Origin of the sequence: Rudanella lutea DSM 19387 (assembly GCF_000383955.1) — a bacterium.
Taxonomy (GTDB): Bacteria; Bacteroidota; Bacteroidia; order Cytophagales; family Spirosomataceae; genus Rudanella; species Rudanella lutea.
Genome location: NZ_KB913013.1, coordinates 563,689 through 586,741, shown reverse-complemented (window position 1 = coordinate 586,741; position 23,053 = coordinate 563,689). Strand labels below are relative to the sequence as shown.

General features: G+C 56.7%; 20 protein-coding genes. 4 read left to right on the top strand and 16 right to left on the bottom strand.

What is annotated here, in order from left to right:
- Positions 1–231 precede the first annotated feature (231 nt).
- The 3 genes from RUDLU_RS0102595 (at position 232) to fbp (ending at position 4,106) form a co-directional block, all read left to right on the top strand.
- Positions 232–1,290: an NHL repeat-containing protein gene (locus RUDLU_RS0102595; protein WP_019986787.1), complete on the top strand. Its 1,059-nt coding sequence runs from the start codon at positions 232–234 to the stop codon at positions 1,288–1,290.
- A gap of 199 nt (positions 1,291–1,489) precedes the next feature.
- Positions 1,490–3,082, top strand: a complete 1,593-nt coding sequence (pckA, locus tag RUDLU_RS0102590; RefSeq protein ID WP_019986786.1) for a phosphoenolpyruvate carboxykinase (ATP) — start codon at positions 1,490–1,492, stop codon at positions 3,080–3,082.
- A 4-nt stretch (positions 3,083–3,086) separates the two neighbouring features.
- Positions 3,087–4,106 carry a class 1 fructose-bisphosphatase gene (fbp, locus tag RUDLU_RS0102585; RefSeq protein WP_019986785.1) on the top strand — a complete coding sequence of 340 codons (1,020 nt, stop codon included), beginning with the start codon at positions 3,087–3,089 and terminating at the stop codon, positions 4,104–4,106.
- Positions 4,107–4,178: 72 nt separating this feature from the next.
- Here fbp and pcaF read toward each other — a convergent pair whose 3' ends face one another.
- The 7 genes from pcaF to pcaH form a co-directional block, all read right to left on the bottom strand.
- A complete protein-coding gene (gene pcaF / locus RUDLU_RS0102580; RefSeq protein WP_019986784.1) occupies positions 4,179–5,384 on the bottom strand; it encodes a 3-oxoadipyl-CoA thiolase in 1,206 nt (401 codons plus the stop codon).
- Between the two features lie 54 nt (positions 5,385–5,438).
- Positions 5,439–6,788: a 3-oxoacid CoA-transferase gene (locus tag RUDLU_RS29130; protein WP_019986783.1), complete on the bottom strand. Its 1,350-nt coding sequence runs from the start codon at positions 6,786–6,788 to the stop codon at positions 5,439–5,441.
- Between the two features lie 133 nt (positions 6,789–6,921).
- Positions 6,922–8,115, bottom strand: a complete 1,194-nt coding sequence (locus tag RUDLU_RS0102570) for a 4-hydroxybenzoate 3-monooxygenase (protein WP_019986782.1) — start codon at positions 8,113–8,115, stop codon at positions 6,922–6,924.
- A gap of 127 nt (positions 8,116–8,242) precedes the next feature.
- On the bottom strand, positions 8,243–9,403 hold the full coding sequence (gene pcaDC, locus RUDLU_RS0102565; protein ID WP_019986781.1) for a bifunctional 3-oxoadipate enol-lactonase/4-carboxymuconolactone decarboxylase PcaDC: 1,161 nt from the start codon (positions 9,401–9,403) through the stop codon (positions 8,243–8,245).
- 149 nt (positions 9,404–9,552) lie between these two features.
- Positions 9,553–10,860: a 3-carboxy-cis,cis-muconate cycloisomerase gene (gene pcaB / locus RUDLU_RS0102560; RefSeq protein WP_019986780.1), complete on the bottom strand. Its 1,308-nt coding sequence runs from the start codon at positions 10,858–10,860 to the stop codon at positions 9,553–9,555.
- A 25-nt stretch (positions 10,861–10,885) separates the two neighbouring features.
- Positions 10,886–11,404, bottom strand: coding sequence for a protocatechuate 3,4-dioxygenase subunit alpha (pcaG, locus tag RUDLU_RS0102555; RefSeq protein ID WP_019986779.1), 519 nt, complete (start codon positions 11,402–11,404; stop codon positions 10,886–10,888).
- 10 nt (positions 11,405–11,414) lie between these two features.
- Positions 11,415–12,122 carry a protocatechuate 3,4-dioxygenase subunit beta gene (pcaH, locus tag RUDLU_RS0102550; protein ID WP_019986778.1) on the bottom strand — a complete coding sequence of 236 codons (708 nt, stop codon included), beginning with the start codon at positions 12,120–12,122 and terminating at the stop codon, positions 11,415–11,417.
- 169 nt (positions 12,123–12,291) lie between these two features.
- Here pcaH and RUDLU_RS0102545 point away from each other — a divergent pair, with 169 nt between their 5' ends.
- On the top strand, positions 12,292–13,170 hold the full coding sequence (locus RUDLU_RS0102545) for a helix-turn-helix domain-containing protein (RefSeq protein WP_019986777.1): 879 nt from the start codon (positions 12,292–12,294) through the stop codon (positions 13,168–13,170).
- Between the two features lie 54 nt (positions 13,171–13,224).
- Here RUDLU_RS0102545 and RUDLU_RS0102540 read toward each other — a convergent pair whose 3' ends face one another.
- From RUDLU_RS0102540 to RUDLU_RS0102500, 9 genes are all read right to left on the bottom strand, one after another.
- Complete coding sequence (locus tag RUDLU_RS0102540; protein ID WP_019986776.1) at positions 13,225–14,433, bottom strand: NAD(P)/FAD-dependent oxidoreductase; 1,209 nt, start codon at positions 14,431–14,433, stop codon at positions 13,225–13,227.
- Positions 14,430–14,750, bottom strand: coding sequence for a 2Fe-2S iron-sulfur cluster-binding protein (locus tag RUDLU_RS0102535; protein WP_019986775.1), 321 nt, complete (start codon positions 14,748–14,750; stop codon positions 14,430–14,432). Before RUDLU_RS0102535 ends, RUDLU_RS0102540 begins: the two co-directional genes overlap by 4 nt.
- 117 nt (positions 14,751–14,867) lie before the next feature.
- Positions 14,868–15,623, bottom strand: coding sequence for an SDR family NAD(P)-dependent oxidoreductase (locus RUDLU_RS0102530; protein ID WP_019986774.1), 756 nt, complete (start codon positions 15,621–15,623; stop codon positions 14,868–14,870).
- An 87-nt stretch (positions 15,624–15,710) separates the two neighbouring features.
- On the bottom strand, positions 15,711–16,370 hold the full coding sequence (locus tag RUDLU_RS0102525) for an HD domain-containing protein (RefSeq protein WP_019986773.1): 660 nt from the start codon (positions 16,368–16,370) through the stop codon (positions 15,711–15,713).
- Between the two features lie 3 nt (positions 16,371–16,373).
- On the bottom strand, positions 16,374–17,801 hold the full coding sequence (locus RUDLU_RS0102520; RefSeq protein WP_019986772.1) for an aldehyde dehydrogenase family protein: 1,428 nt from the start codon (positions 17,799–17,801) through the stop codon (positions 16,374–16,376).
- A 2-nt stretch (positions 17,802–17,803) separates the two neighbouring features.
- On the bottom strand, positions 17,804–18,394 hold the full coding sequence (locus RUDLU_RS0102515; protein WP_019986771.1) for an HD domain-containing protein: 591 nt from the start codon (positions 18,392–18,394) through the stop codon (positions 17,804–17,806).
- Between the two features lie 121 nt (positions 18,395–18,515).
- Entirely contained in the window at positions 18,516–20,327 is a 1,812-nt protein-coding gene (locus RUDLU_RS0102510; protein WP_019986770.1) for a PEP-utilizing enzyme, read from the bottom strand.
- A gap of 135 nt (positions 20,328–20,462) precedes the next feature.
- The gene (locus tag RUDLU_RS0102505; protein WP_019986769.1) at positions 20,463–21,536 is read right to left on the bottom strand and encodes a PEP/pyruvate-binding domain-containing protein; all 1,074 of its coding nucleotides are present in this window, start codon (positions 21,534–21,536) and stop codon (positions 20,463–20,465) included.
- Positions 21,537–21,814: 278 nt separating this feature from the next.
- Positions 21,815–23,044 (bottom strand): cytochrome P450, encoded by a 1,230-nt coding sequence (locus tag RUDLU_RS0102500; RefSeq protein ID WP_019986768.1) that lies wholly within the window; start codon positions 23,042–23,044, stop codon positions 21,815–21,817.
- Between the last annotated feature and the right edge of the window lie 9 nt (positions 23,045–23,053).

Here is a 23,053-nt window from a genome sequence, read left to right as displayed (position 1 = left end):
ACTACCTTTATATATGGAGGTCTAACGTCTAATGTCCAACATCTAATGTCCAGTACTGAGATGAGGGTCTTTACCGGCTTGAGCAGACAAACATACAATAAGCCCCATAACCATTCACGAAAAACCAGTAACACGGGCGGGTAGTCATGATAAATTTCACGGTGGGGTCCATTAACTTAACCGGACCTCACGCCAGACAATGGCACCATTCACCCCCAAAACAAACGAGCTATGCGTACCTTTCTTTATAGTTTCCTCCTTTTCCTGACAGCGGCCGTCCAGGCGCAAGATAATGTGTCGGCACGCGGAGCCCGGTGCGTGGCCGTTGATAGCCGCGACAACCTGTGGGTAGGGGTGAGCGACCGGCTGCTCAAGGTGACCCCCGACGGGAAACCGACTTTGGTGCTCGATGGCTGGAAAAACTACATCAAGCCCCTGACGGTCGGGATCAGCTACATGGCCATCGATTCGCGCGATAACCTGTATGTGGTGGCATCCCGCGATAACCTCATTCGAAAAATCACGCCCGAGGGTAAGATCAGTCTATTTGCCGGGCAGCCGTATCAGTATAGCGTGATCGATGGTCCGCTGGCCAAAGCCAATTTTCGGAGCCTCGACCATATTACTATCGATCGGACCGGTAATATGTACGTGACCGATGCCGACGAAAAAACACCCAAAACCAACCTGAGCTATCATAATTACGTAATTCGGCACATCAGCCCGGCCGGTGAGGTGACCACCCTGCGCGATAAAGCTACCGGCGAAAAGCTCTGGTTTGATCTGATCGACGGACTGACCTCCGATGCCGAGGGCAACCTCTACATCAGTGATGCTTACCCGCGCTGTATCAAAAAGCTCACCCTGACCCCCGATCGTCGGCAGGCTACGGTGAGCGTGGTGGCCGGGCAGTGTGGTAAGCGTGAGTTTCACCCGGTTTACACACCCGGCGACGTTAAAACCGCCGAGTTATTTACGCCCGGTCCGTTGGCCTTTTCGCCGAAAGGGGAGCTGCATTTTGCGGATGTCCGGCTGCACCGGATTATTAAAATTGCACAGAATCAGGTGGTCGACGTAGCCGGTAACAGCAAAATTCAGAAAGGCGTGAACATGGGTGGCCGGGCTACAGAAGGCTACAAAGATGGCCCGGCCCGGCAGGCGTTGTTCGATTTTCCGCTTGGCAATGCCATCACGTTCGACAGCCGGGGCAATCTCTACATTGTCGACGGGGGCAACTACTGCATTCGTAAACTCTCAGCTGATGGGATAGTCAGCACCTTTTTGAAATGAGAGCACCTGTATTGTAGTGGGTATGAATTGTGTGTTGCCAACAGGGTCTATCAATACCGGTTAGATTATTTAAGGAGCTTTCTGTAAAAAACGTAGAATTATGGCGGATTGGATAAAAATAGCGAACGTTCGCTATTTTTATCCAATCCGCTTTATATCTTCATGCCCAGAATATGATGACCAACTAAAATAAATCCGCATGGTAGCCCAGGAAATACAGCCGACCTCTGCTTTCGCTCTCGACACGCCCGACGAAAAAGCGTTGCGTTTCCTCAAAATCAGTGATGTAAAGGAATTGAACTTTCAGTTGCCGCCCGCTGCGTTGGTACAGCATGCACTACGGCGTAACGAAGGGCAACTGACCGATCAGGGCGCGCTGATGTGCGCCACCGGGCAGTTTACCGGCCGCTCGCCCAAAGACCGGTATATCGTGAAAGACGAACTGACCGAGTCGCGGGTTGATTGGGGTGCCGTCAATATTCCGTTCGATGCGGGGCAGTTTGACCGGCTGCACCGCAAAATGTGCCATTTTCTGGAATACCAGAAAGTGTATGTGCGGTACGCTATTGCCGGTGCCGACCCTCGCTACGCCCTGAAACTGTGTATTCTGACGACTTCTGCCTGGCAGAATCTGTTTTGTGCCAACATGTTTCTGCGGCCCGATGAAGATGAATTAGACGATTTCGAACCCGATTTTACCATTTTGGCCGTGCCTGAGTTTATGGCGCACCCGTCCGAAGACGGTACCCGCAACGCCAACTTCGCTATTCTGAACCTGAGTAAGCGGGTAGTGCTCATTGGCGGAACGGGCTATGCCGGTGAAATCAAAAAAAGTGTGTTTTCGGCGCTGAACTTCCTGTTGCCTGCTCAGGGGGGACTGCCCATGCACTGCTCGGCCAATCGGGGAGCCGAGGGCGATGTGGCTATTTTCTTTGGACTCTCAGGCACAGGCAAAACCACGCTCTCGGCCGACCCCGAACGCGGGCTCATCGGCGATGATGAACACGGTTGGAGTAATCAGGGCGTGTTTAATTTCGAAGGGGGTTGTTACGCCAAAGTAATCGACCTCACCCGCGAACGCGAGCCGCAGATTTTCGACGCCATCCGCTACGGGTCTATCGTGGAAAATACATGTTTTGTGCGCAACAGCCACACAGTCGACTACACCAACACGTCGATCACTGAAAACACGCGTACATCATACCCCATTGACTTTATCGACAATGCTGTGGTGCCCTCGGTTGGTACGCACCCGAAGGCTATCTTCTTCCTCACCTGCGACGCCTTCGGGGTGTTGCCGCCTATTTCGCGGCTCACTCCCGAACAGGCTATGGATTACTTCGTGATGGGCTACACCGCCAAGGTAGCCGGTACCGAAATGGGTGTTTCTGAGCCGCAGGCTACGTTTTCGGCTTGTTTCGGGGCGGCCTTTATGCCGTTGCCCCCGACAGTGTATGCCCGAATGCTGGGCGATAAAATCCGGGAGCATCAGACAAGTGTGTGGCTCATTAATACCGGCTGGACGGGCGGCAGCTATGGCGTAGGCGAGCGCATGAAACTGAGCTATACCCGCGCCATGATCCGGGCGGCACTCAACCACACACTCGACAAGGTAGCTTTTGAAAAACACCCCGTGTTTGGTGTGCAGATGCCCACAAGCTGCCCCGGCGTACCCGAAACACTCCTCAATCCCCGCCAAACCTGGGCCGACCCGGCGGCTTATGACGCCAAAGCGGAGCATCTGAATAGCTTGTTTGCGAGTAAGTTGGCGTCGTACTCTCCAGCCCTGTAACGGTATGCTCATCCATCAGGAACGAATTACGGGGCGGTCCAATGCCTCCCAAAATGGCGAGTTGGCCATGCCGGTGGGCACCACGCTCGACCGGTACATTATGCGTCGGCAAAACGACTTTCCGTACGCAACGGGTGAGTTGTCGCAGCTACTGCGCGACATTGCCCTCGCCAGCAAGATTGTCCACCGCGAAATTAACCGGGCGGGGTTAATGGATATTGCCGGCTCGGCGGGGTCGGGCAATGTGCAGGGCGAGACCCAGCAGAAGCTCGACGTTATTGCTAACATCCGGTTTATCCGGGCCTTGAAAAATGGGGGTGAGGTATGCGCCATTATCTCGGAAGAAGATGACGATATTGTGCATACCGGCAACGTGAATGCCCGCTACGTAGTGGCTATCGACCCGCTCGACGGCTCGTCTAACATCGACGTAAACGTGTCTATTGGGACTATTTTCTCCATTTATCGGCGGATAACACCCGTGGGGACCGAGGCCACCGAAGCCGATTTTTTGCAGGGCGGCCGGTGCCAGATTGCCGCCGGGTACATTCTGTACGGCTCATCGACCCTGCTCGTGCTTACGTCGGGCGCGGGTGTGAGCGGCTTCACCTACGACAATTCCCTGGGTGAGTACATCCTGTCGCACGCTAACCTGCGGCAACCACCGATCGGGACTATTTTTTCGTGCAACGATGGCAACGTCGACGACTATCCCGCGCATGTACAGGCCTACCTGTCCGATTGCCGCCGACGGCGCTTCACAGGTCGGTACATCGGCTCGCTCGTGGCCGATTTTCACCGGAATCTGATCAAGGGCGGCATTTATCTGTACCCGCCCACGGTGAAGTCGCCCAACGGTAAGCTGCGGCTTTTGTACGAGTGTTACCCAATGGCCTTTATTGTCGAACAGGCCGGGGGACGGGCTACCAACGGGCATGAATCGATTCTCGACGTTGCCCCTATATCGGTGCATCAACGCTCAGCCCTGTACATTGGCTCGGCCGCTATGGTCGACGAGTTGTAGACAGAGTTGTTGACAAGTAAAAACGGGCCGCCAGATAATCTGGCGGCCCGTTTTTGCTTGTAGCCCGGTCAGTTACACGCGCTCGATAATAATGGCATAGCCCATACCTACGCCTACGCACATGGTGGCGAGGGCGTAGCGTTTGCCAGTTTTGGCTAATTCGAGCGCGGCCGTCTGGATAATCCGGGTGCCCGACATGCCCAACGGGTGCCCCAGCGCGATAGCTCCGCCGTTGGGGTTAATGCGGGGGTCGTTGTCGGCCAGGCCAAGTGCCCGTGTACAGGCGAGTGATTGGGCCGCGAAGGCTTCGTTTAGCTCGATGACGTCGATTTGGTCGAGGGTCAGGTTCGCTTTCTGGAGGGCTTTGCGGGTAGCCGGTACGGGCCCAATCCCCATGATGCGTGGCTCCACACCCGCAACGGCCGAGGCCACAATTCGGGCTTTGGGCGTGAGCTTGTACTGCCGAACGGCCTCGTCGGAAGCAAGCAGCATGGCCGCTGCGCCATCGTTCAGGCCCGACGCATTGCCGGCCGTTACCGTACCACCTTCTTTCCTGAAGGCTGGCTTCAGTTTCGCCAGCACTTCGAGGGTGGTTTGGGGCTTGATGAACTCGTCGGCGTCGAACACGGTAGCAGGGCCTTTTTTGACCAGAATCGGAACCCCCACAATCTCTTCAGCGAAACGGCCTGCCTGTTGGGCTTGGGCTGCTTTTTGCTGCGAATGGTAGGCAAACAGGTCCTGATCGTCGCGGCTGATGTTGTACAGCTCGGCGAGGTTTTCGGCCGTTACGCCCATCGCATCGGTCCCGTACAGCTCATGCATTTTGGGGTTCACAAACCGCCAGCCAAAGCTCGAATCAAACATCTGGGCGTCGTTGCCAAAAGGTTTCGAGGTTTTGGAGATAACCCAGGGGCCGCGCGTCATGTGCTCCATACCGCCCGCAATAAACAGGTCGCCATCACCGGCTTTGATGGCCCGGTTGGCGTGTACCACGGCCGACATGCCCGATGAGCAGAGCCGGTTGACGGTTTCGCCGGGTACGGTATAGGGTAAACCAGCGAGCAACAGGGCCATGCGGGCCACGTTACGGTTGTCTTCACCGGCCTGATTGTGGCAACCCAGTATCACGTCGTCGATGGCGTCGGCCGGGATGTTTGGGTTGCGCAACAGGAGTTCTCGTATAGGTAAAGCCGCCAGATCGTCGGCCCGAACGGGCGACAAACTACCCCCAAAATTGCCAATGGGCGTCCGGACGGCGTCGATGATGAATGAATCCATAGGTATTGAGTGAATTAGCGAATGAGTGATTGAGTGAATGTATTCCGTTTTCGCTCAATTACTCAATCGCTCATTAAATGTTGCGCTCGTCTTGGCGCGAACGTCGTCCAGGGTTACGCCGGGCATCAGGTCGATCAGGGTGAGTTGCCCGTCGGGGAAAGCGAAAACGGCCAGATCGGTTATGATCATGTCGACAACGCCCGTGGCTGTGAGCGGCAGCGTGCATTGGGGCACTACCTTCGATGATCCGTCGGGGTTGATGTGGGTCATTGTGATGATCAGCCGCTTGGCTCCTTTGGCCAGGTCCATGGCTCCGCCCACACCCAGCAACGGCTTGCCCGGTACGGCCCAGTTGGCCAGATTCGCCTGCTCGTCTACTTCCAGACCGCCCATGATGGCCACGTCGATATGCCCCCCCCGAATCATGGCAAATGAGTCGGCACTGTCGAAATAGCTGCTGCCTTTGAGGGCCGTTACCGGAATTTTGCCCGCGTTGACGGGGTAGTCCATCGCACCACCGCCATCGGCCGGTACGGGACCCACGCCCAACATGCCATTTTCGGTGTGCATGATAATTCCGTGCTCGTCGGTGATGAGGTCGGCCACGAGGGTCGGAATACCAATGCCGAGGTTGACCACATCGCCTTTTTTCAGTTCGGCCAAGGCCCGCCGGGCCATGTTCATACGAACTTCGTCTACTTTTTTCGACGACGATACCGATGCCGAGCTACCGAGGTCTTCGAGCGTGAGGGTCGCCTGCACCAGATAGTCGACGTAGCAGCCGGGCGTGTGTACGTGTTCGGGGGCAATAGCACCCACGGGCACAATTTCTTCCACTTCGGCAATTACCAGGTCGGCGGCCGTGGCCATCGCCTTATTAAAGTTGTTTTCGGTCATGCGGTATTGCAGGTTCCCGGCGGTATCGGCGCGCCAGGCCCGGATAAACGCCACGTTACCCCGAATACTTTTGATAAACACCTGCTCCACACCGTCGATCACCTTGGTTTCGCGGCCTTCGGCCAACGGCGTACCGGCCGATGTAGGCGTGTAAAAACCGCCGATACCCGCTCCACCGGCCCGGATGGCCTCGGCGAGGGTTCCCTGCGGCAGCAGTTCGTAAGCCACCTGCCCGCTTTGGGCGGCCTTAACGGCGTCGGGGTTCGACGTAAAAAACGAACCGATCATTTTCCGAATCTGTCCGTTGCGCAACAGCCGACCTCCGCCCAGACCGGCCTCGCCGGTGTTGTTGCCCACAAAGGTCAGATTACCGGTGCCCCGTTCGGCGAGGGCGTGCATCAGGTGAACCGGATTGCCGGTCATACCGAAGCCGCCTTGCAGGAGCACATCACCCTCCTTAACCAGGTCGGCGGCTGTTTGACTATCAATTACTGGTACTTGCTTCATCTTGTTGGAGTAGGTGTCGTGGAGAATGAATAATGTATAGTGCACAATGGATAAGCTGATAATCAATAGCATTATCCTTTAACCATTGTACATTATTCATTACCCATTGTGCATTATTCCTTCACTTAACTATTCATTTATTAAACGATTCGAAAGGCAGCCCGACATAGTTTTCGGCGACGGTGGCCGCGTAATTGTCCGAAATACGAATGTAGTCGAATTTGGCCCGTTGCAGGCGGTACTGAAACGACCCGTGTTCGTCCTGCTTGTGGAGGAGCGTGGTCATAAAGTTCGAGAAATCCTGTGCCCGCCAGATGCGCCGGAGGGCCGTGGGCGTGTAGGTATCCAGCCCGGTTGTCGAGTTGTTATGGTAGTAATCAATGAATGCATCGACTAAATGCTTCACATCAGCAATGGCGAGGTTGAGGCCTTTGCCCCCCGTGGGCGGTACAATGTGCGCGGCATCGCCCGCCAAAAACAACCGCCCGGCCTGCATGTTATCGATGAAATAACTGCGCATGGGGGTGATGGCTTTTTCAAAAATTGGGCCGGATTGCAGGTTCCAGCCCGGCGTGCCCAGCCGTAGGGATAGTTCTTCCCAAATCTGATCGTCAGACCAGTTGTCAACTTTGTCGTCGTTTTCGACCTGAATATACAGGCGGCTCACCGTCGATGACCGCAGGCTGTGGAGGGCAAAGCCCCGCTCGTGGTAGGCATAGATCAGCTCGTCCGACGAGGGCGGCACGTGGGCCAGAATCCCCAGCCAGCTAAACGGATACGTGAGCGAATATTCTTTGTAGGTGTTTTTGGGTAGGGTTTTGCGACCCAGCCCGTGGAACCCGTCGCAGGCGGCAATGAAATCGCATTCTACAACGCCTTTTTCGCCGTTTTGCTCGAAATAGATTTTTGGGTGGTTCGTATCGTAATCGGCCAGTTCGAGGGCGGGGGCCTCAAACAGGAGCGTGCCGCCCCCCGTGAGCCAGGCATCGGTCAGGTCCTTGACTACTTCCTGCTGCCCGTAAATGGTGATATGCCGCCCGTTGGTGTAGGGGCCGAAAGGCACCCGGATGCGTTCGCCGTCGAAGCTCAGGTACACGCCGTGGTGCTCGTGACCTTCGCGCACGAGCCGGTCGGCCAGACCGAGGGTTTTCAGAATATCGACGGTGTTTTGCTCCAGCAAGCCAGCCCGTACCCGAGCCTCAACGTACTCGCGGCTGCGGTGCTCAATAATAACCGAGTCGATGCCGTGTTTTTTGAGCCAGTGAGCCAGCGTAAGCCCCGCGGGCCCTGCGCCAATAATGCCTACCTGTGTTTTAATCGTTTTCATACATGAATCGTGGTTTGGGAGTCTGGGTTCCGTGTGAATGTACCGGTGCTTATTCAAGGGCAAAAGGAGGGCTGTGGCTTGCCTAAGCAGCCAGAAACAATCGCCTGAAACGCCAGAATCGTTTTGTTTACGCGTGGTTTATCGGTAATGTTGCCAGCACCTCCTGAGCGGCATGAAAGGCTTCGTTGGCAGCCGGTAGCCCGCAATACAGGGCCGACTGCATAATGACTTCTTTGATCTCGTCGGGGCTAACCCCGTTGTGAATGGCTGCCCGTACGTGCATCTGAAATTCGGCTTTCCGGTTCAGGGCAATCAGCATGGCGAGGGTAATCAGGCTCCGGCTGTGCTTGGGCAGACCCGGCCGGGGCCAGATTTCGCCCCAGGCGTAGCGGGTGATAAAATCCTGAAAGTCGGCTGTAAACGGGGTCGTTTGGCTATTGGCGCGGTCCACGTGGGCATCGCCCAGCACCGTGCGCCGAACGTGCATCCCCTGCTCGTAGCGGGTGTCGCCCACCAGAAAATCAATCAGCACTTGCGCGTATTGCCGGGGCAGCTCCGTGCTGGCGAGGTGCCGGGCGGGCAGCACCACCAGATTGGCCACCGGGATGTTTTCTTGCAAAAACTGAGCCTGCTCCACGTTAGTTACGGGGTCTTCGTCGCCGGTAATCACGAGCGTCTCGACCGAGAGCCGGTTGAGGTCCTGGCGGAAGTCGGCGTCGCGGATAGCCGCGCAACAGGCCGCGTAGCCGGGCACGGGGCTTCGGAGAAACATAGCCCGCATCTGCGCCACGCGGGTAGGGTTGTCGGCCCGGAACAGAGAGGTAAACCAACGCTCCATTGTGTCGTCGACAATGGCTTCCATGCCGTGCTCGGTAATGGTAGCAATGCGGCCGTTCCAGCGTTCGTCGTTGCCGATTTTGGCGCCTGTATTGCTGATAACCAGTTTTTTAATCCGGTTGGGTCGGTGAATGCCCAGCCACTGCCCCGTCAGCCCACCCATCGACAGGCCGCAGAAGTAAGCCTGCCCGATGCCAAGTTCATCCATCAGATTGATGACATCTTCGCCGAGCTGCGCGATGGTGTAAGCGTCGCCCGACGAAGCGTCGCCCGGCAATGTGGCTGGTTGATAGCTACCGCCATGCCCCCGGGTGTCGTACTGAAGCACCCGAAAATAGGGCAGGAGGTAGGGCAACAGCTCGTCCCACATGCACATTTCCGAACCGAGCGAGTTCGAGAAGATCAAAACCGGGCTGTTAGGCGCGCCAGAAAGCTTGTAGTTCAGAGACATGGGAAATGAGTGAATGAGTGCGGGCCGTCGCTCCGGCGCACCGGGGCGGCAAAGAGCGAAAGAGTGAATGGGCGAGTTAGTCCCAAAATCAGAAACCGGTGCGTCGGCCACCAAAAACAATAAACAATAAACCAAAAACAATAAACTCGTTATGACCCCGCCAGAATCGAGTCAATCAGGGCGAGGGTTTCGCCGAGTGAGTTGACGGGGTCAAACAGGGCGTCGAGGTTGGTGAGCGGCAGGTTCATACGGGCCAACACCGCTTTCAGATGCCGTTTTTCGGTGACCGCTACCCGGCTTGCTTCCTCCACCTGCGCGTGGGCCTCGGCTTTACCCAGATGGGCTGCCAGAGCCAGCGAGACGGTTTCGGCGTAAATCAGGCCGTTGGTCTGTTCGAGGTTCTGGCGCATCCGGTCGGGGTCAACGTCCAGATTAGTCAGTAAATCAAGCCCCTTGTCAACGGCCCCGGCTGTTAGCTGCATGATCTCGGTCAGTACGTCCCATTCGGAATGCCACAACCCCGCTGATCGTTCGTGCTCCTGCGGCATAGCCGCGAGTAAGGTGGCCACCAGTTGCGGCACCCGGTTGGCATTGGCTAAAATGGCCGTGCAGGTAACCGGGTTGCGCTTGTGCGGCATTGTGCTCGACCCGCCCTTGCCCTCTGCTTTGCCTTCGAACACCTCGGCTACCTCGGTTTGCATCAGCAAGGCAATATCGCGGGCTATTTTGCCCAGGCTGCCCGTCAGAATGCCCAGCGTAGCCCCAAACTCGGCCAGATTGTCGCGATGGGTATGCCACGAAACCGACTCCGAGAGGTCCAGCTGCGTAGCCATTGTCCGGTGTACCTCGGCCGGTATCGACGCGTTGCGGCTCCCGACTGCCCCGGCCAATTGCAGCACTAGCACCCGTTTCTGCCCCTCCGCCAGTCGCTGCCAACTCCGCCGAAGTGCGTCGAGCCAACCGGCGGTCTTGAGTCCAAACGTGATGGGTTTGGCCTGTTGTAGCAACGTGCGGCCGGGCATCACGGTGGTTCGGTAGGTGCGAGTCAACCGAATAAGCTGTTCCTCAACGGCCGTCAGTCGGGTCGTTAGCCAGTCTGAAAATGTTTTGATTGTCAGTACGGTAGCTGTATCGACAACGTCCTGACTCGTGGCCCCGAGGTGTACGTACCGGGCGGCCTCTTCGCTTTGGCTGCGTACCTGCGCCGTCAGTTGCTTTACCAGCGGAATAGCCGCATTGCCCCCCAGTGCAATGTCAGCCTGTAGTTTCGACAGATCGAGGAGCGGATGGGCACAGCAATCAGCGATGATTTGGGCCATCGGTTCGGGAACGAGCTCGTGTTGGGCCTGCGCCTGTGCCAATGCCCCCTCAAACGCGAGCATTCGACCCAGCATAGCCTCGGGCGAAACCATTGGCTCGACCTCCGAACTGTAGAAAAGACCGCTGTAAAGAGACATAATCAGGCCGGTTGGAGTGAGCAGGCTAAACCTCGAAAAACACGGTCTCGTTGTCGCCCTGCATGTAAATATCAAAGGTATAGCCGCCGGGCGTTTTTTGCGCCAGAAGCGTAGCCCGCCGGTTGGCCGGTACGGCATCAAGTACGGGGTCGGCTTCGTTCAGGGCTGTTTCGTCGGCAAAGTATAGCCGGGTGTACGAGTGAATAAGTTGCCCACGCATGAACACGATCACCCAGAAGTGCGGAGCCTGCCCATCCACCGAGCCGGGCTTAGTGGCCTGAAACACAAAGCGGTTCTGTGGGTCGGTGCCCGTGCCAAACCGGCCAAACCGCTTGTTAGCGGGGTCCCAAAGCTCGATCATGGCGTCGGAAATGGGTTGTCCCTGCCCGTCGAACACCCGACCCGTGATGGTAATGGCGTCTGGGGTGTTCAGCGGGTCCACCAACTGGTTACCGACCAGACTTTTGAAGTCGTACAGGTATTGTTCGGGGGTGAGGCCGTAGGCAAAGTACGGGCCCACGGTTTGCGAAGGTGTCTGTAGCATGTCGGTCGGGTTAAACGGTTTCGAAAGGGGTAGCCTGACTGCCTCTCAGGACAAAATCGAAGCGGTAGCCCAGGGCAAAGGCCGGTTCGGTGATGTCGAGGTCGAATTTGGAAATAAGCAGCTCGCGGCCTTTGGGAGGCACACCCAGAAAAATAGGGTCGTGCTGCAGGAGCGGGTCGCCGGGGAAATACATCTGCGTGACGAGCCGGGTGGTAATGTTCGGTCCGAACAGCGAAAAATGGATATGGTTGGGCCGCCAGGCATTGTGGTGATTACCCCACGGGTAGGCGCCCGGCTTAATCGTGTAAAATTTGTAGTTTCCTTCGGCATCGGTTAGCACCCGGCCCGCGCCCAGAAAATTAGGGTCGAGGGGGGCATCGTGCTGATCGACCTTGTGCACATACCGTCCGGCCGCGTTGGCCTGCCAGATTTCGATCAGCGTAAACGGTATAGGGCGGCCGTTTTCGTCGGTCACTTTGCCGTGAACCACGATACGCTCACCGAGGGGTTCGCCATTTCGGCGGGCGTTTTTGGTCAGGTCGTGGTCGAGCGGGCCGACGTTCATGTCGCCAAAAACAGGCCCTGACAACTCCGAAAGCGATTGTTTGACCACCATCAGCGGCTGACTGGGAGCCCGCAACAGGGTTGATTTATACTCAGGCGACAGGTACGGTGGGTGCACCTCCCGATCAAACGGATTATAGATAAGCTGGCTCATTTGTGTGCGTATTTGCTTAGGAAAGTCACTATGCAAAACTATCGATAGGGTACTAAACTATCTTGGATAAATAAAAATTAAGCTTGTACAAATCGAACATTTTCCGGTAATTAGGGCCTGAAATTGTCTAATTGGAACATAAAACGTAGACTGCTCAAAACCAAAACCCATGCGGAAGGCACTCAAAAACTTTGAAGGGCTCTACGGCGATAAGCAGCACCCATTTACGGATGGTTTTATACATCATGAGTTGCTGGAGGTTAGGAGTCGCCTGTACGACTGGGCTATCGACACCCATTTGCATACTGACTTGTTGCAGGTCTTTTTCTTTACCTCAGGCAACGGCGTGTTGCTCACCGAGCAGAACCGGGTGCCGCTCAACCCGCCCTGTGTCTTGCTAATTCCGACCAACACGCTGCACGGTTTTCGGTTTGAAGCCGGCATGGTAGGTGAGGTGTTTACGATTACCGAAGGGGCGCTCGACGCCTTTTTCAAAACGGCTCCGCACGTGTTGCTGGAGGTGAACCGCCTGAATCACCTGACGTTTCGCGAGCACGAGTCAGATTTTGCCGAATTGGTGGCGTTGCGGGATCGAATTTGTGCCGAGCTGGTGGGCGATCAGCTGGAAAAGGAACGGGCGCTGGGCTTTTGGGTGCAGTTACTCTGGGTGCAATTGTACCGGTTAAGTCTGGCATCCAGCGTGTTTATTCAGAAGGCCGACAACCGAACGCTGGGGTATTTTCAGGGCTTTCAGAAACGCATCCGGCAAGCTGGCTACCAAACGCAATCGGTGCAGGAGTACGCCCGCGAGTTGTCGATTACGACAGTTCACCTGAATCGGGTCTGTCAGTCGGTGGTGGGTAAATCGGCTTTGCAGGTTGTGCACGATTACCTCATTGGCGAAGCGAAAAAGTACCTGCTCGGAACGAGTTATTCGCTGTCGGAGATCTCGTATCTGCTCAATTTTAAGGACCCGGCTTATTTTTCGCGCCTGTTCAAAAAACAAACGGGCCTGACGCCGGGGGCGTTTCGGAAGCAGGCAAAGTAGGGGCGGGGGTGGAACACGGACCGAAGGGCGTACCCGTTCCATCCGTGTTCCTGACTACAGCACCCCGTTGAGATTGAAGCTCAGGTCGGTAATTTGAGCCTCGGTGGGCGTGATACCCGCTTCGAGGAGCTTGCGGGCGTTGAGGTGATCGGCCGGGCGGTTGAGCGAGTCGACCGCCAGCAGCTTGTCCCCTTTGAAATAGTAAACCGAAAATTTTTCGGCCGCTTCGTCGCCCCGAATCAGGTAGGTATCAAAGCCCGCCGAAATCCCGGCCATTTGCAGTTTCAGGTGGTACTGATTGGTCCAGAACCAGGGTACGGCCCGGTACGGACGAGGGTTGCCCAGCAGGTGACTCACAACGGTTTTGGCCTGATCGACGGCATTCTGCACCGATTCGAGACGGAGACACTTGCCCGCGAAGGGGTTATCGTGCGCAGCACAGTCGCCAATGGCGTAAATAGTTGCCACCGACGTTTGCCCGTATTCATTGATCCGAATCCCATCTTCACACACCAGACCCGCCGATGCGGCCAGGCCCGTTTCGGCAATAACCCCAATTCCCGCAACCACCAGATCGGCAGTCAGGCTTTGGCCGTCGGTCAGGGTCAAGGTGTGTGTATGTCCTTGTTTTTGGATAGCCTGAAGCCCAACGCCCAGCCGAAGCCCAACGCCGTGCTGCTGATGGGTACGCCCAAACACGTCGGAGATAACCGGGGGTAACACCCGCTGCATGAGTCGCGGCTGGTACTCAACTACGGTTACTTCCTTGCCTTTTTCAACGGCCACAGCCGCCAGTTCGAGCCCGATGAAGCCGCCCCCAATGATGGCCACCCGTTTGGCCTGCGCCAATCGGTCGCCAATTTGCCGGGCATCGGCCAGCGTACGGAGGTACAAGACCTCATCGGCACCGGGCATCGGAAGCCGCCGGTTTGCGGCCCCCGTCGCCAATATGAGGTGCGTGTACGTCAGGGTATCGCCTGTTGAGGTGGTCAACTGATTCGTAGCCGGGTCGAGGTGGGTAGCCGAAACGCCCAGCCGCAGGTCGATTTGGTTGGTTGTGTACCAGGTTGCCGACCGAAACAGGATAGCCTCGTCGGTTTGTTTGCCCTGCAAATAGCCCTTACTCAGCGGGGGTTTCTGGTAGGGCAGGGCGGGGTCTTCGGAAAGCAGCGTGATGTCTCCCTCAAATCCCTCTTCGCGGAGCGATGCGGCCGCCTGAATACCCCCGTGCCCGGCCCCGACTATGACGACACGCGGTTTCATTGTTTGTCAGGAATACGGACGATCAGCCCGTCCAGTTGGTTCGAAATCCGCACCTGACAGCCGAGCCGGCTATTGGCTTTGCGTTCGGCCGAGGCACCGTCGAGCATCTCGTTTTCTTCCTCTTCCATTTCCGGCAGCCGGTCCAGAAACGTTTCGTCGACGTACACATGACAGGTAGCACACATGCAGGAGCCCCCACACTCGGCCACAATGCCTTTTACGTCGTTTTGTACGGCTCCTTCCATGAGGGTAGCGCCAAGCGGCAGATCGACCAGATGCTCTTTTCCGCTTGTTTCGATGTAGGTTACTTTTGGCATAATTTTAATGAGTGAAAGAGTGAATGAGTGAAAGAGTGCGGGGCGTCGCTCTGGCGCACCGGGGCGGTAAAGAGCGAAAGAGCATGTCCTTTATCCCTTCTCCCTTTCCTCCTTTTTTTAAATAAACTGCTTGCCGCCATCGACAATGACGGTTTGGCCGGTTACGAAATCGGATAGGGGCGAGGCCAGATACAAGGCTGTTCCGGCAATATCTTCGGCGGTCGACGGGCGTTTGATAGCCCCCCGGTCGACACCGTACTGCCCTGCATTTTCCATCAGGTTCAGGCTCGCTTCGGTCAGGGTAAAGCCGGGCGCAATGGCGTTGACGTTGATGTTGAAGCCGCCGAGTTCTTTCGCCATCGAGCGGGTCAGGCCAATAACGCCCCCTTTTGAGGATACATAATGCGACCAGTTGGGCGAGCCACTCATGACCGTTGCCGACGAGATGTTGATGATTTTGCCACCAACGCCCTCGTTCTTGAATCGCTCTATCATCGGCTTGACAACGGCTTTGGTACACTGCCAAACCCCCTTGAGGTTGACGTTCATCACCAGATCCCATTCCGCGTCGGTCAGTTCGTAAAACGGCTTGCGGTTGATGGTGGCGTAAATGGCCGCGTTGTTGATAAGCACGTCGATCCGTCCGTACGTGTCGATGATCTGTCTCGTCATGCGTTCGACGGATGCGGCATCGGTCACGTCGACCTCCAGCCCCAGGCCGCCAACGAGTTGAGCGGTTTCGTCGGCCCCGGCTTTGTTTTTGTCACAGGCTACAACCTGAGCACCCCCGCCCGCAAAAGCCTGCGCAAAGGTGCGGCCCAGGCCACCCGCTGCGCCCGTGATGACCACTATTTTGTCTGTATAATCGAGCATGGGTAAAGAGTGAAAGAGCAAAAGAGTGAAAGAGTGAATGTTTTGATTAGTAAGCTTTTGTAGCTGTTGCGGTTTTAATCCGCTTAATCAATCATTGCCGCCCCGGTGCGTCGAAGCGACGGCCCGGCCCCATTCGCTTATTTTCTGATCGAGCCGGGCCGTTTGCAGGAGCAGGGTAGCCAGTCGGCGGCCTTCGTCGGTCAGGAAACCCGGCAACACAAAGTTTTCGAGGATGTCCAGTACGTCGGCGAGGCCAATTTCGAACCACTCGCCAATGATGCGGTTGCCGTGGGGCGTGTACCGCCAGAGCTTATCGGCATCTTTATGAATGGCATCGTTGAGTGAGCGGGCGTGTTTGGTGGTATCATGCCCGTCGATCAGGTTCAGAATCTGCTCAACGGCCTCATCGGCGTAGCCCAGCTCCGTGAGCACCGGCATGGCAATGTCGAGGCTTTCCAGTTCGTGCTGCCGCGTCAGTTCCGGGTACTTATTGTTGGGGCCAAACGCGTGCAGAATCTTGTCTTGTGGAATCTTCGACCAGCCCGTGTCGTGCAACAGAATGGCGGGCAGCACCAGCCCGGCGTCGGCTTCCGGGTACGTCTCGCAGAGTGTTTTGGCGTACAAGAACGAAAACAGCGTGTGCTCGTCGTTGTTGCGCACGTTCAGATGCGGCCGCGCCCGGAGCCATACCTCCTCCAGATTGCCGGCGGGCGTATCGAAAAAGTGAGCGGTTTGCGTTGGGGTCATGGCTCAGTAGTTCAGGTAAATCGTTTTCAGCTCGGTATAAGCCTCTACCCCGTACCGGCCTTTTTCCCGCCCGATGCCACTCTGCTTGTAGCCCCCAAAGGGTACATCGTGGTACGAGCGGTGGATGTTGTTGATCCAGACCGACCCGGCTTCCAGCGACTCCGCCACGCGCAGGCCGGTGCTCAGATTTTCCGAAAACACGTATCCCGCCAGGCCATACTCCGAATCGTTGGCCCGTTGTACGGCTTCCTCCACCGTTCCGAACGGCATCACACCCACCACCGGCCCGAAGGTCTCTTCGGTCATGATTTTCATGGAGTGGTCCGTATTGGCCAGAATCGTTGGCGGGAAAAACCAGCCATTGTCGTACTGCGGGCCGGTGAGTCGTCGGCCGCCCGTTTTCAGGATAGCCCCTTTGCCGAGCGCATCGGCCACCTGAATCTCGCTGTTCTGGTAAATTTTTTGATTGACCATCGGCCCCATGTCGGCCCCCGATTGCGGATGCCCCACGCGCAGATTACCCGTTAGCGTAACCATCTGATCCAGAAACCCGTCATAGATGCTCTCGTGTACGTACAGCCGGTTTACGCGGTAGCAAAACTGCCCGCTGTTGGCAAAGGCGTGCCGAACAATGGCCGGTACAGCTACGGCGAGGTTGGCGTCGGCGCAGACAATGGCCGGCGACTGCCCGCCCAGTTCGAGCGTCACGCGTTTGTTGTGCATGGCCGCCAGCGCGCCAATGCGCTTGCCCGTGCCGGTGCCACCTGTAAAGGCTATTTTAGCCGTGGCGGGGTGCTCAATCAGGGCGTTACCAATTTCGTGGCCGTAGCCCGTAATCACGTTGAACACACCCGCCGGGTAACCCGCCTGCATAAACAGTTCGGCCAGTCGGAGGGTCGACAGGGGCGTATCTTCCGACGGTTTAGCGACCACGGTGCAACCCGCAATCAGGGCTGCGCCCAGTTTCATGGTGAGCAGTGTAATGGGGTAATTGAATGGCGTAATAGCCACCACCACGCCAATGGGCTCGCGGACAATCAGGGCCTTCTCGCCGTCGAGGTTATGCAGCGGAATTTCGCCTTTGAGCCGGAGTCCCTCTTCGGCGTAAAAGTCGAGGAGGTCGGCGCTACGGCTTATCTCGGTCTGGCAACCCGCCATGGGGCGGCCCAGTTCACGGGCAAGGGTTTGGGCCAGTTCGTCGGCGTGTTCGCGCATCAGGCGGGCGGCAGCGTGCTGCAACCGGGCCCGCACGGCTACGGGTGTTTTGCGCCAGTCGCGGTAAGCCTCCTGCGCCACCTGCATCACCTTGGTCACGTCGGTCAGGTCGCTACAGGCAAACGTGTCCACAACGTCGCCCGTGCAGGGGTTCAGCACCTCGGCATACCGGCCCGAATGGGGCTTCGACCAGATCCCATTGATAAAGTTTTCCATACTCAGATTACGTCACAGCACAAGGTTGCGCGGGTTTCGGTGAGGTCGGCCTCGGCCATCGCTACCGATTCGGGCAAGTGCAGATAAGGAATCACTTCGGTCACGAGCCGGCGGCAGTACTGACTCGGAACCAGTTTGAACCAGGTGCTGGCAATGCTGACACCCGTTACGGTAAATCGCCAGAGCTTGTCGGCATCGCGCACAATTTGGTCTTCGAGGGAGCGGGCTTCCCGGCGGGTATCGTGCCCGTCGATGATGGTGCCTACACGCTCGATAAACTCATTCGAATACCCCAGTTCTTTCAGCAAGGGGGCCGACAGCCGTACGCCCTCCGACTCGTGGAGGTAGCGCACATCGCTGTAGAGGTAGTTTTCGGTTTGAAACCCTTTTTTGAAAATATCGTCCTCGTCGATGGAGTACCAGCCGATGTCGTGCAGAATAATGGCCGCAGCCACAATGTCTCTATCGGCTTCGGGGTACAACTCGGCAAGCCGCATGGCGTACCCAAACGAAATCGGAATATGCACATCATTCTGGCGCACCCGCATATACGTTTCGGCCGCTTTCAGGATGGTTGAGTGGGCGTCGTCCATGTAAATAGGTAAAGAAAGGGTTTATGGTTTTAGGCGTATGGCTTTTAGAAAAACACCAGTTGGACTATTAACCTGTTACTCAGCAACCAAAAACGCTAAACCATAAACCCAAAACGAAACATTAAGCTGCCTGTAAAATCGTTACTTCGCCCTGTGCACCATTGACCCGGATAAGGTCGCCGGTTTTGATGGTCGTGCTGGCTGAGCCCGTTCCGGTCACGGCGGGGAGGCCATACTCCCGGCATACGATGGCCGCGTGCGACATCATACCGCCAATGTCGGTAACCGTAGCTTTGATCTTGCCAAACACCGGTGCCCAGCTGGGAGCCGTGACCCGCGTCACCAGAATTTCACCTTCCTGCAACTGCCCCAGCTCATCCGGATTGTTGATGACCCGGGCCACTCCTTCCACCGTTCCGGGCGAGGCCGCCATGCCTTTCAGCTTGTTGGTTACCTCTGCCGTGCTCAGCCAGCCCTGCACGCTTTCGGTGGTGATGCCCCACAGCATAATCGTAAACGGCTCGGTTACCACGGCGGGTGGCTCGTTGAAGGCCGGCTTGGGCGGTGCCGTCGACAGGGCGTCGACAATGGCTTTCCGGCGGGCCACTTCGCCGGGCAGGTAGCTCGGCCCAATGGCCGGTACGCCCATAGCCCAACCCCGGCCGTAGTCGAACAGGAGGTTCTGGATTTCTTCGCGCCGGAAGTAGAACATATCGTTCGGGTCGGCGAAGAAGCCAGCCCCGGTCAGCACGTTGGCCAGTTCGCGCATTTTCCGCCAGAAAACGCTCATCGCCCAGTGCTCGATATAGAAATTATGATTCTCTACGTAGGGGAACACCACGCGCGCCAGCCCCAGCTTGCCATCAAAAGCAGCCTGAGCTTCCTCGTCGAAGAGCGAGTCGCGATACTCCTCAGTGATTCGGTCGCGCTCGGCGGCAATGGCCTCAGTTGGGCGGTCAATGCTGACGCCAGCCTGCACCTTGCGGGTGTAGTCTTGCACGTAACCGAACGGAATGTCCAGATGCTCAATCCAGTACTTATCGGTCGAGTAGAAGCCGTTGCCCACCGTAAAATTGAACCAGGGGTACTTGGCTCCTTCCCAGGCGGCAATCCACTGTTGCCCGGCTTCGGTTTCGGCGAGGGCCGCCAAAGCCGTTGTGAGGTCGTGGTTGACAATGGTGTCGGCAACGCCCAGCTCCACGGCCCGCTTGGCCAGTTTCCGCAGTTCATCGTCGGGCCGGAACAGTTCCGAGTCAATACCCTGCACCATTTTGGCAATCGACAGGTCGGGGATACCGGGGAAAGCCTCTTTGCAGAACCCGAAGAAGTCGAGGTAAGCCGCATAGCCAAGGTTCAAAAATTCAAAATGATACATCCATGTCTTATAGCACAGATCAATCATTTTGGTATAGTTGTGAATCAGGTGGTAGGTAGGGTCGAGGCCCACACCGCCCGTTACCCAGTCCATCGGAATGACCTCGGGGAGCGGCTCAAACGTAACGGCTTCCATCTCGTCGATGGTAGCTTTTACTTTTTTGTGCCAGTTGTCGAGCAGGTCGTTCCAGTTCTGGAAATAGTACCCGGCTCGCTCCAGAAACTGCGGTACGCGCTCACCAATCAGCTCGGGGGCCACGGCTACGGGGCTCATGTAGCAGTAGCCATTGTGAATTTTGAAGTCGATACCGTTGGCGGGCGGAATGAGCCACTGCCGGGTGTTGTACTGCCCGAGGCATTTCACGGCAAACTCAACCGTAATGGCATCGAACGGCTTAAACACGTTGGGCCAGTGTTGCGAATCGCAGAAGAAAAACTTGGCATTTTCCGACTCCTTGAGGTTGTCCTGAAACACCATGTAGTACGGGTACAGGTCTTTCCAATTCTCGGCACCCGCTGGCGCGTGGTGGTCATACGGGCTAATGAATTTGTGATCCATGCTGAATTGTGGTTAAAGGAACTCGATTACGGGTGAGTGGTAGCCGGACTTCCGGTCCACCGAGTTTGCTATGGAGGCTGTGCAAACGGGTGAACCTGAAGCCGGTTTGTCGTACGTTACGGGGGTAATATGAGCTTACTGACGGGCGGCCAGCGGGTTCATCAGGGTGTTCAGAATGCCCTCCATGCCGGTTTTGGTGGTTGCCTGCGTTGTCGCTTTTTTCTGCGTCCAGACCGTTTCGGGGCGGCTTTGCAGGAGTGTGAAGTTCTCGCCGTCGGGAAGGTCGGCATCCAGCGCCCACTCAATATCCTGCGGGCATCGGTAGTGCTTCTCAATCGTTTTAGCGATTCGGCACACGGCCTTCACCTCGTCGTCGGAGAGGCAGGGCTGGGCGGCCCGGTCGGGTTCTATGTCGCGCGTGATTACCCGGCGGTTTACGCGGTCGGGGACGTGTTCAACGGCCTTGTGCTGAATGTCTGCTTTGATGATTTCCAGCATCACCTTGTCCACCAGGAAGTTATCGGGGGTTACCTCGCCCGACACCACGGCTTCGCCCAGGCCCCAGGAGGCATCAATCACAATTTTGGAACGGTCGCCGTTGGTGGGATTGAGGGTCATGGCTACCCCGGCCGTGCGGGCGTTGACCATTTTCTGTACCACCACGCTCATCAGCACATCGTTTTCGGGGATGTTGCCATTCCGGCGGTAATTGATAGCGCGGGCCGTGTAGAGGCTGGCCCAGCACCGGCGTACGTGTTCGATCACCTCGTCTTCGCCCACTACCCAGAGGTAGGTGTCCTGCTGACCGGCAAAGCTGGCGTCGGGCAGGTCCTCGGCCGTTGCGCTCGACCGCACCGCTACGGGCAGGGTGCCGGGCAGGCCGGTGAGGTCGCACAGTTGCCGGTACGAGCTCCGAATCACCGATTCAACCTCGGCAGGCAGGGGCTTGTCCAAAATCAGGGCCCGGATTTCGGCCGACTGCCGGTCGAGTTCAGCCACATTGGCACAGTCGACCTGTTCGACCTGCGCCATGATGGTATCGAACAGATCCGATGCGTGCAAAAACGCCGAGTAGGCGTGGGTTGTCACGCAAAAACCAACCGGTACGGGCAGGTTAGCCGCGCTCATGCTGGCCAAACTAGCGCCCTTACCACCCAGCAGCGGGTAGTCTTCGGGTTGGGCTTCTTTGAAAAAAAGGGTATACTTCATCAGGTAGGAACGCTTACAAGGGTAAAAGAACGAAAGAGTGAATGAGTGAAAGAGAGAAAGAGTGAATGAGTGAAAACAAGGTGGTTCTGATTCAATGATCTCAGTACTGGACATTAGATGTTGGACATTAGACGTTAGAATTACTACCATTCTGTAGAGAAGTCTAACGTCTGGAGTCTGAAGTCCGACTGTCCAGTACGGAGTTCAATAATCTTGTTTTTGTGCGAATGGGCTAAATGTGAGCTTGTTAGTTCACTCTTTCTCTCTTTCACCATTCATTATGTCCACTCCACCTCTACGGCTACTGGTGCGCGGAATGAGGTGTTGGGGGCAAATTTGAATGCCTGATCCGGTTTGATACGGAGGTTCGGGATCAGGCGGGTGAGTTCTTCAAGCACAATTTTGGATTCGAGCTTGGCCAGCGGGGAGCCGAGGCAGAAGTGAATCCCGTACCCGAACGACAGGTGCTCTTTGGCGTTGGTTCGCTCAATATCAAAGGTTTCGCCTTGTTCGAACTGAGCTTCGTCGCGGTTGGCTGAGCCCATTACGAGCAGCAAATTGGAGCCGGCCGGGATGTGTACCCCGCCGACGATGCTGTCTTCGAGCGCGCGCCGACGCCATGACACAATCGAGGGCGAGTACCGCAGCACCTCTTCAATCGCGTTCGGAATCAGGGCCGGGTTGGCGCAGATAGCCTCCCAGCTTTCGCGTTTGAGCAGCAACTCCCGGATGCCATTGCCGATGAGCGAGGTTGTGGTCTCGTGGCCTGCAAACAGCTGACTGTAGCACATGGCGGCAATCTCGCGGTCGCTGATTTCGTGCCCTTCGGCCTGAAGCCGCACCAGGTCGCCGGGGAGGTCGTCGGTGGGGTTTTCGTGGCGTAGCTTCACTAGGTTCTGGCAGTAGTTCCAGTACTTGATCATGTTCTCGGCATGCACCAGCTGCTCGTCTTCGGTGAGGTCGCCCCAGGTCATCAGCAAACGGCTTTCGGCCCAGCTTTTTACCTGCTGCACATCTTCGTTAGGAACGCCCAGCAGCATGAATATAACGAAGGCGGGTAGGTCGTAGGCCAGCTGACGGACCATTTCGGCGTGGCCGTCGGCCTGAAACTGACCAATCATGTTAATCGCCAGTTCGCGGATGCGCGGCTCCAGTTTTTTGAACCGGCTTACGTTGAACGCCATGCTCACAATGCGCCGGATGCGGGTATGATCGGGTGGAATACGCCCCGACAATCCCGACAGCCCAATCATGCCGTGGGCTTCCATGAGTGCCTTGGCTTTGGGGGCAATGGGCTTAAACGGCGACTGTGCGTTTTCGGAAGTGTACGTTTTCCAGTTGCTGAAAACCGCCTTGATGTCTTCGTAGCGGGTCACGACGTAGTAGCCGAGTTCTTCGCTGAAGAAAACAGGCTCCTCTTCACGGGCCTGCTTGTAAAACGGGAAGGGATTGGTCAAGTCGAACGGCTTGAATTCCTCGCGGGTCTGGTGATAAGGGCAACCGCTCATAGGCGTTAC

What these genes read in the sequence shown, in the direction of transcription:
- RUDLU_RS0102595 (WP_019986787.1), top strand. Translation starts at nt 232, where the DNA reads ATGCGTACCTTTCTTTATAGTTTCCTCCTTTTCCTGACAGCGGCCGTC.
- pckA (WP_019986786.1), top strand. Translation starts at nt 1,490, where the DNA reads ATGGTAGCCCAGGAAATACAGCCGACCTCTGCTTTCGCTCTCGACACG.
- fbp (WP_019986785.1), top strand. Translation starts at nt 3,087, where the DNA reads ATGCTCATCCATCAGGAACGAATTACGGGGCGGTCCAATGCCTCCCAA.
- pcaF (WP_019986784.1), bottom strand. Translation starts at nt 5,384, where the DNA reads ATGGATTCATTCATCATCGACGCCGTCCGGACGCCCATTGGCAATTTT.
- RUDLU_RS29130 (WP_019986783.1), bottom strand. Translation starts at nt 6,788, where the DNA reads ATGAAGCAAGTACCAGTAATTGATAGTCAAACAGCCGCCGACCTGGTT.
- RUDLU_RS0102570 (WP_019986782.1), bottom strand. Translation starts at nt 8,115, where the DNA reads ATGAAAACGATTAAAACACAGGTAGGCATTATTGGCGCAGGGCCCGCG.
- pcaDC (WP_019986781.1), bottom strand. Translation starts at nt 9,403, where the DNA reads ATGTCTCTGAACTACAAGCTTTCTGGCGCGCCTAACAGCCCGGTTTTG.
- pcaB (WP_019986780.1), bottom strand. Translation starts at nt 10,860, where the DNA reads ATGTCTCTTTACAGCGGTCTTTTCTACAGTTCGGAGGTCGAGCCAATG.
- pcaG (WP_019986779.1), bottom strand. Translation starts at nt 11,404, where the DNA reads ATGCTACAGACACCTTCGCAAACCGTGGGCCCGTACTTTGCCTACGGC.
- pcaH (WP_019986778.1), bottom strand. Translation starts at nt 12,122, where the DNA reads ATGAGCCAGCTTATCTATAATCCGTTTGATCGGGAGGTGCACCCACCG.
- RUDLU_RS0102545 (WP_019986777.1), top strand. Translation starts at nt 12,292, where the DNA reads ATGCGGAAGGCACTCAAAAACTTTGAAGGGCTCTACGGCGATAAGCAG.
- RUDLU_RS0102540 (WP_019986776.1), bottom strand. Translation starts at nt 14,433, where the DNA reads ATGAAACCGCGTGTCGTCATAGTCGGGGCCGGGCACGGGGGTATTCAG.
- RUDLU_RS0102535 (WP_019986775.1), bottom strand. Translation starts at nt 14,750, where the DNA reads ATGCCAAAAGTAACCTACATCGAAACAAGCGGAAAAGAGCATCTGGTC.
- RUDLU_RS0102530 (WP_019986774.1), bottom strand. Translation starts at nt 15,623, where the DNA reads ATGCTCGATTATACAGACAAAATAGTGGTCATCACGGGCGCAGCGGGT.
- RUDLU_RS0102525 (WP_019986773.1), bottom strand. Translation starts at nt 16,370, where the DNA reads ATGACCCCAACGCAAACCGCTCACTTTTTCGATACGCCCGCCGGCAAT.
- RUDLU_RS0102520 (WP_019986772.1), bottom strand. Translation starts at nt 17,801, where the DNA reads ATGGAAAACTTTATCAATGGGATCTGGTCGAAGCCCCATTCGGGCCGG.
- RUDLU_RS0102515 (WP_019986771.1), bottom strand. Translation starts at nt 18,394, where the DNA reads ATGGACGACGCCCACTCAACCATCCTGAAAGCGGCCGAAACGTATATG.
- RUDLU_RS0102510 (WP_019986770.1), bottom strand. Translation starts at nt 20,327, where the DNA reads ATGGATCACAAATTCATTAGCCCGTATGACCACCACGCGCCAGCGGGT.
- RUDLU_RS0102505 (WP_019986769.1), bottom strand. Translation starts at nt 21,536, where the DNA reads ATGAAGTATACCCTTTTTTTCAAAGAAGCCCAACCCGAAGACTACCCG.
- RUDLU_RS0102500 (WP_019986768.1), bottom strand. Translation starts at nt 23,044, where the DNA reads ATGAGCGGTTGCCCTTATCACCAGACCCGCGAGGAATTCAAGCCGTTC.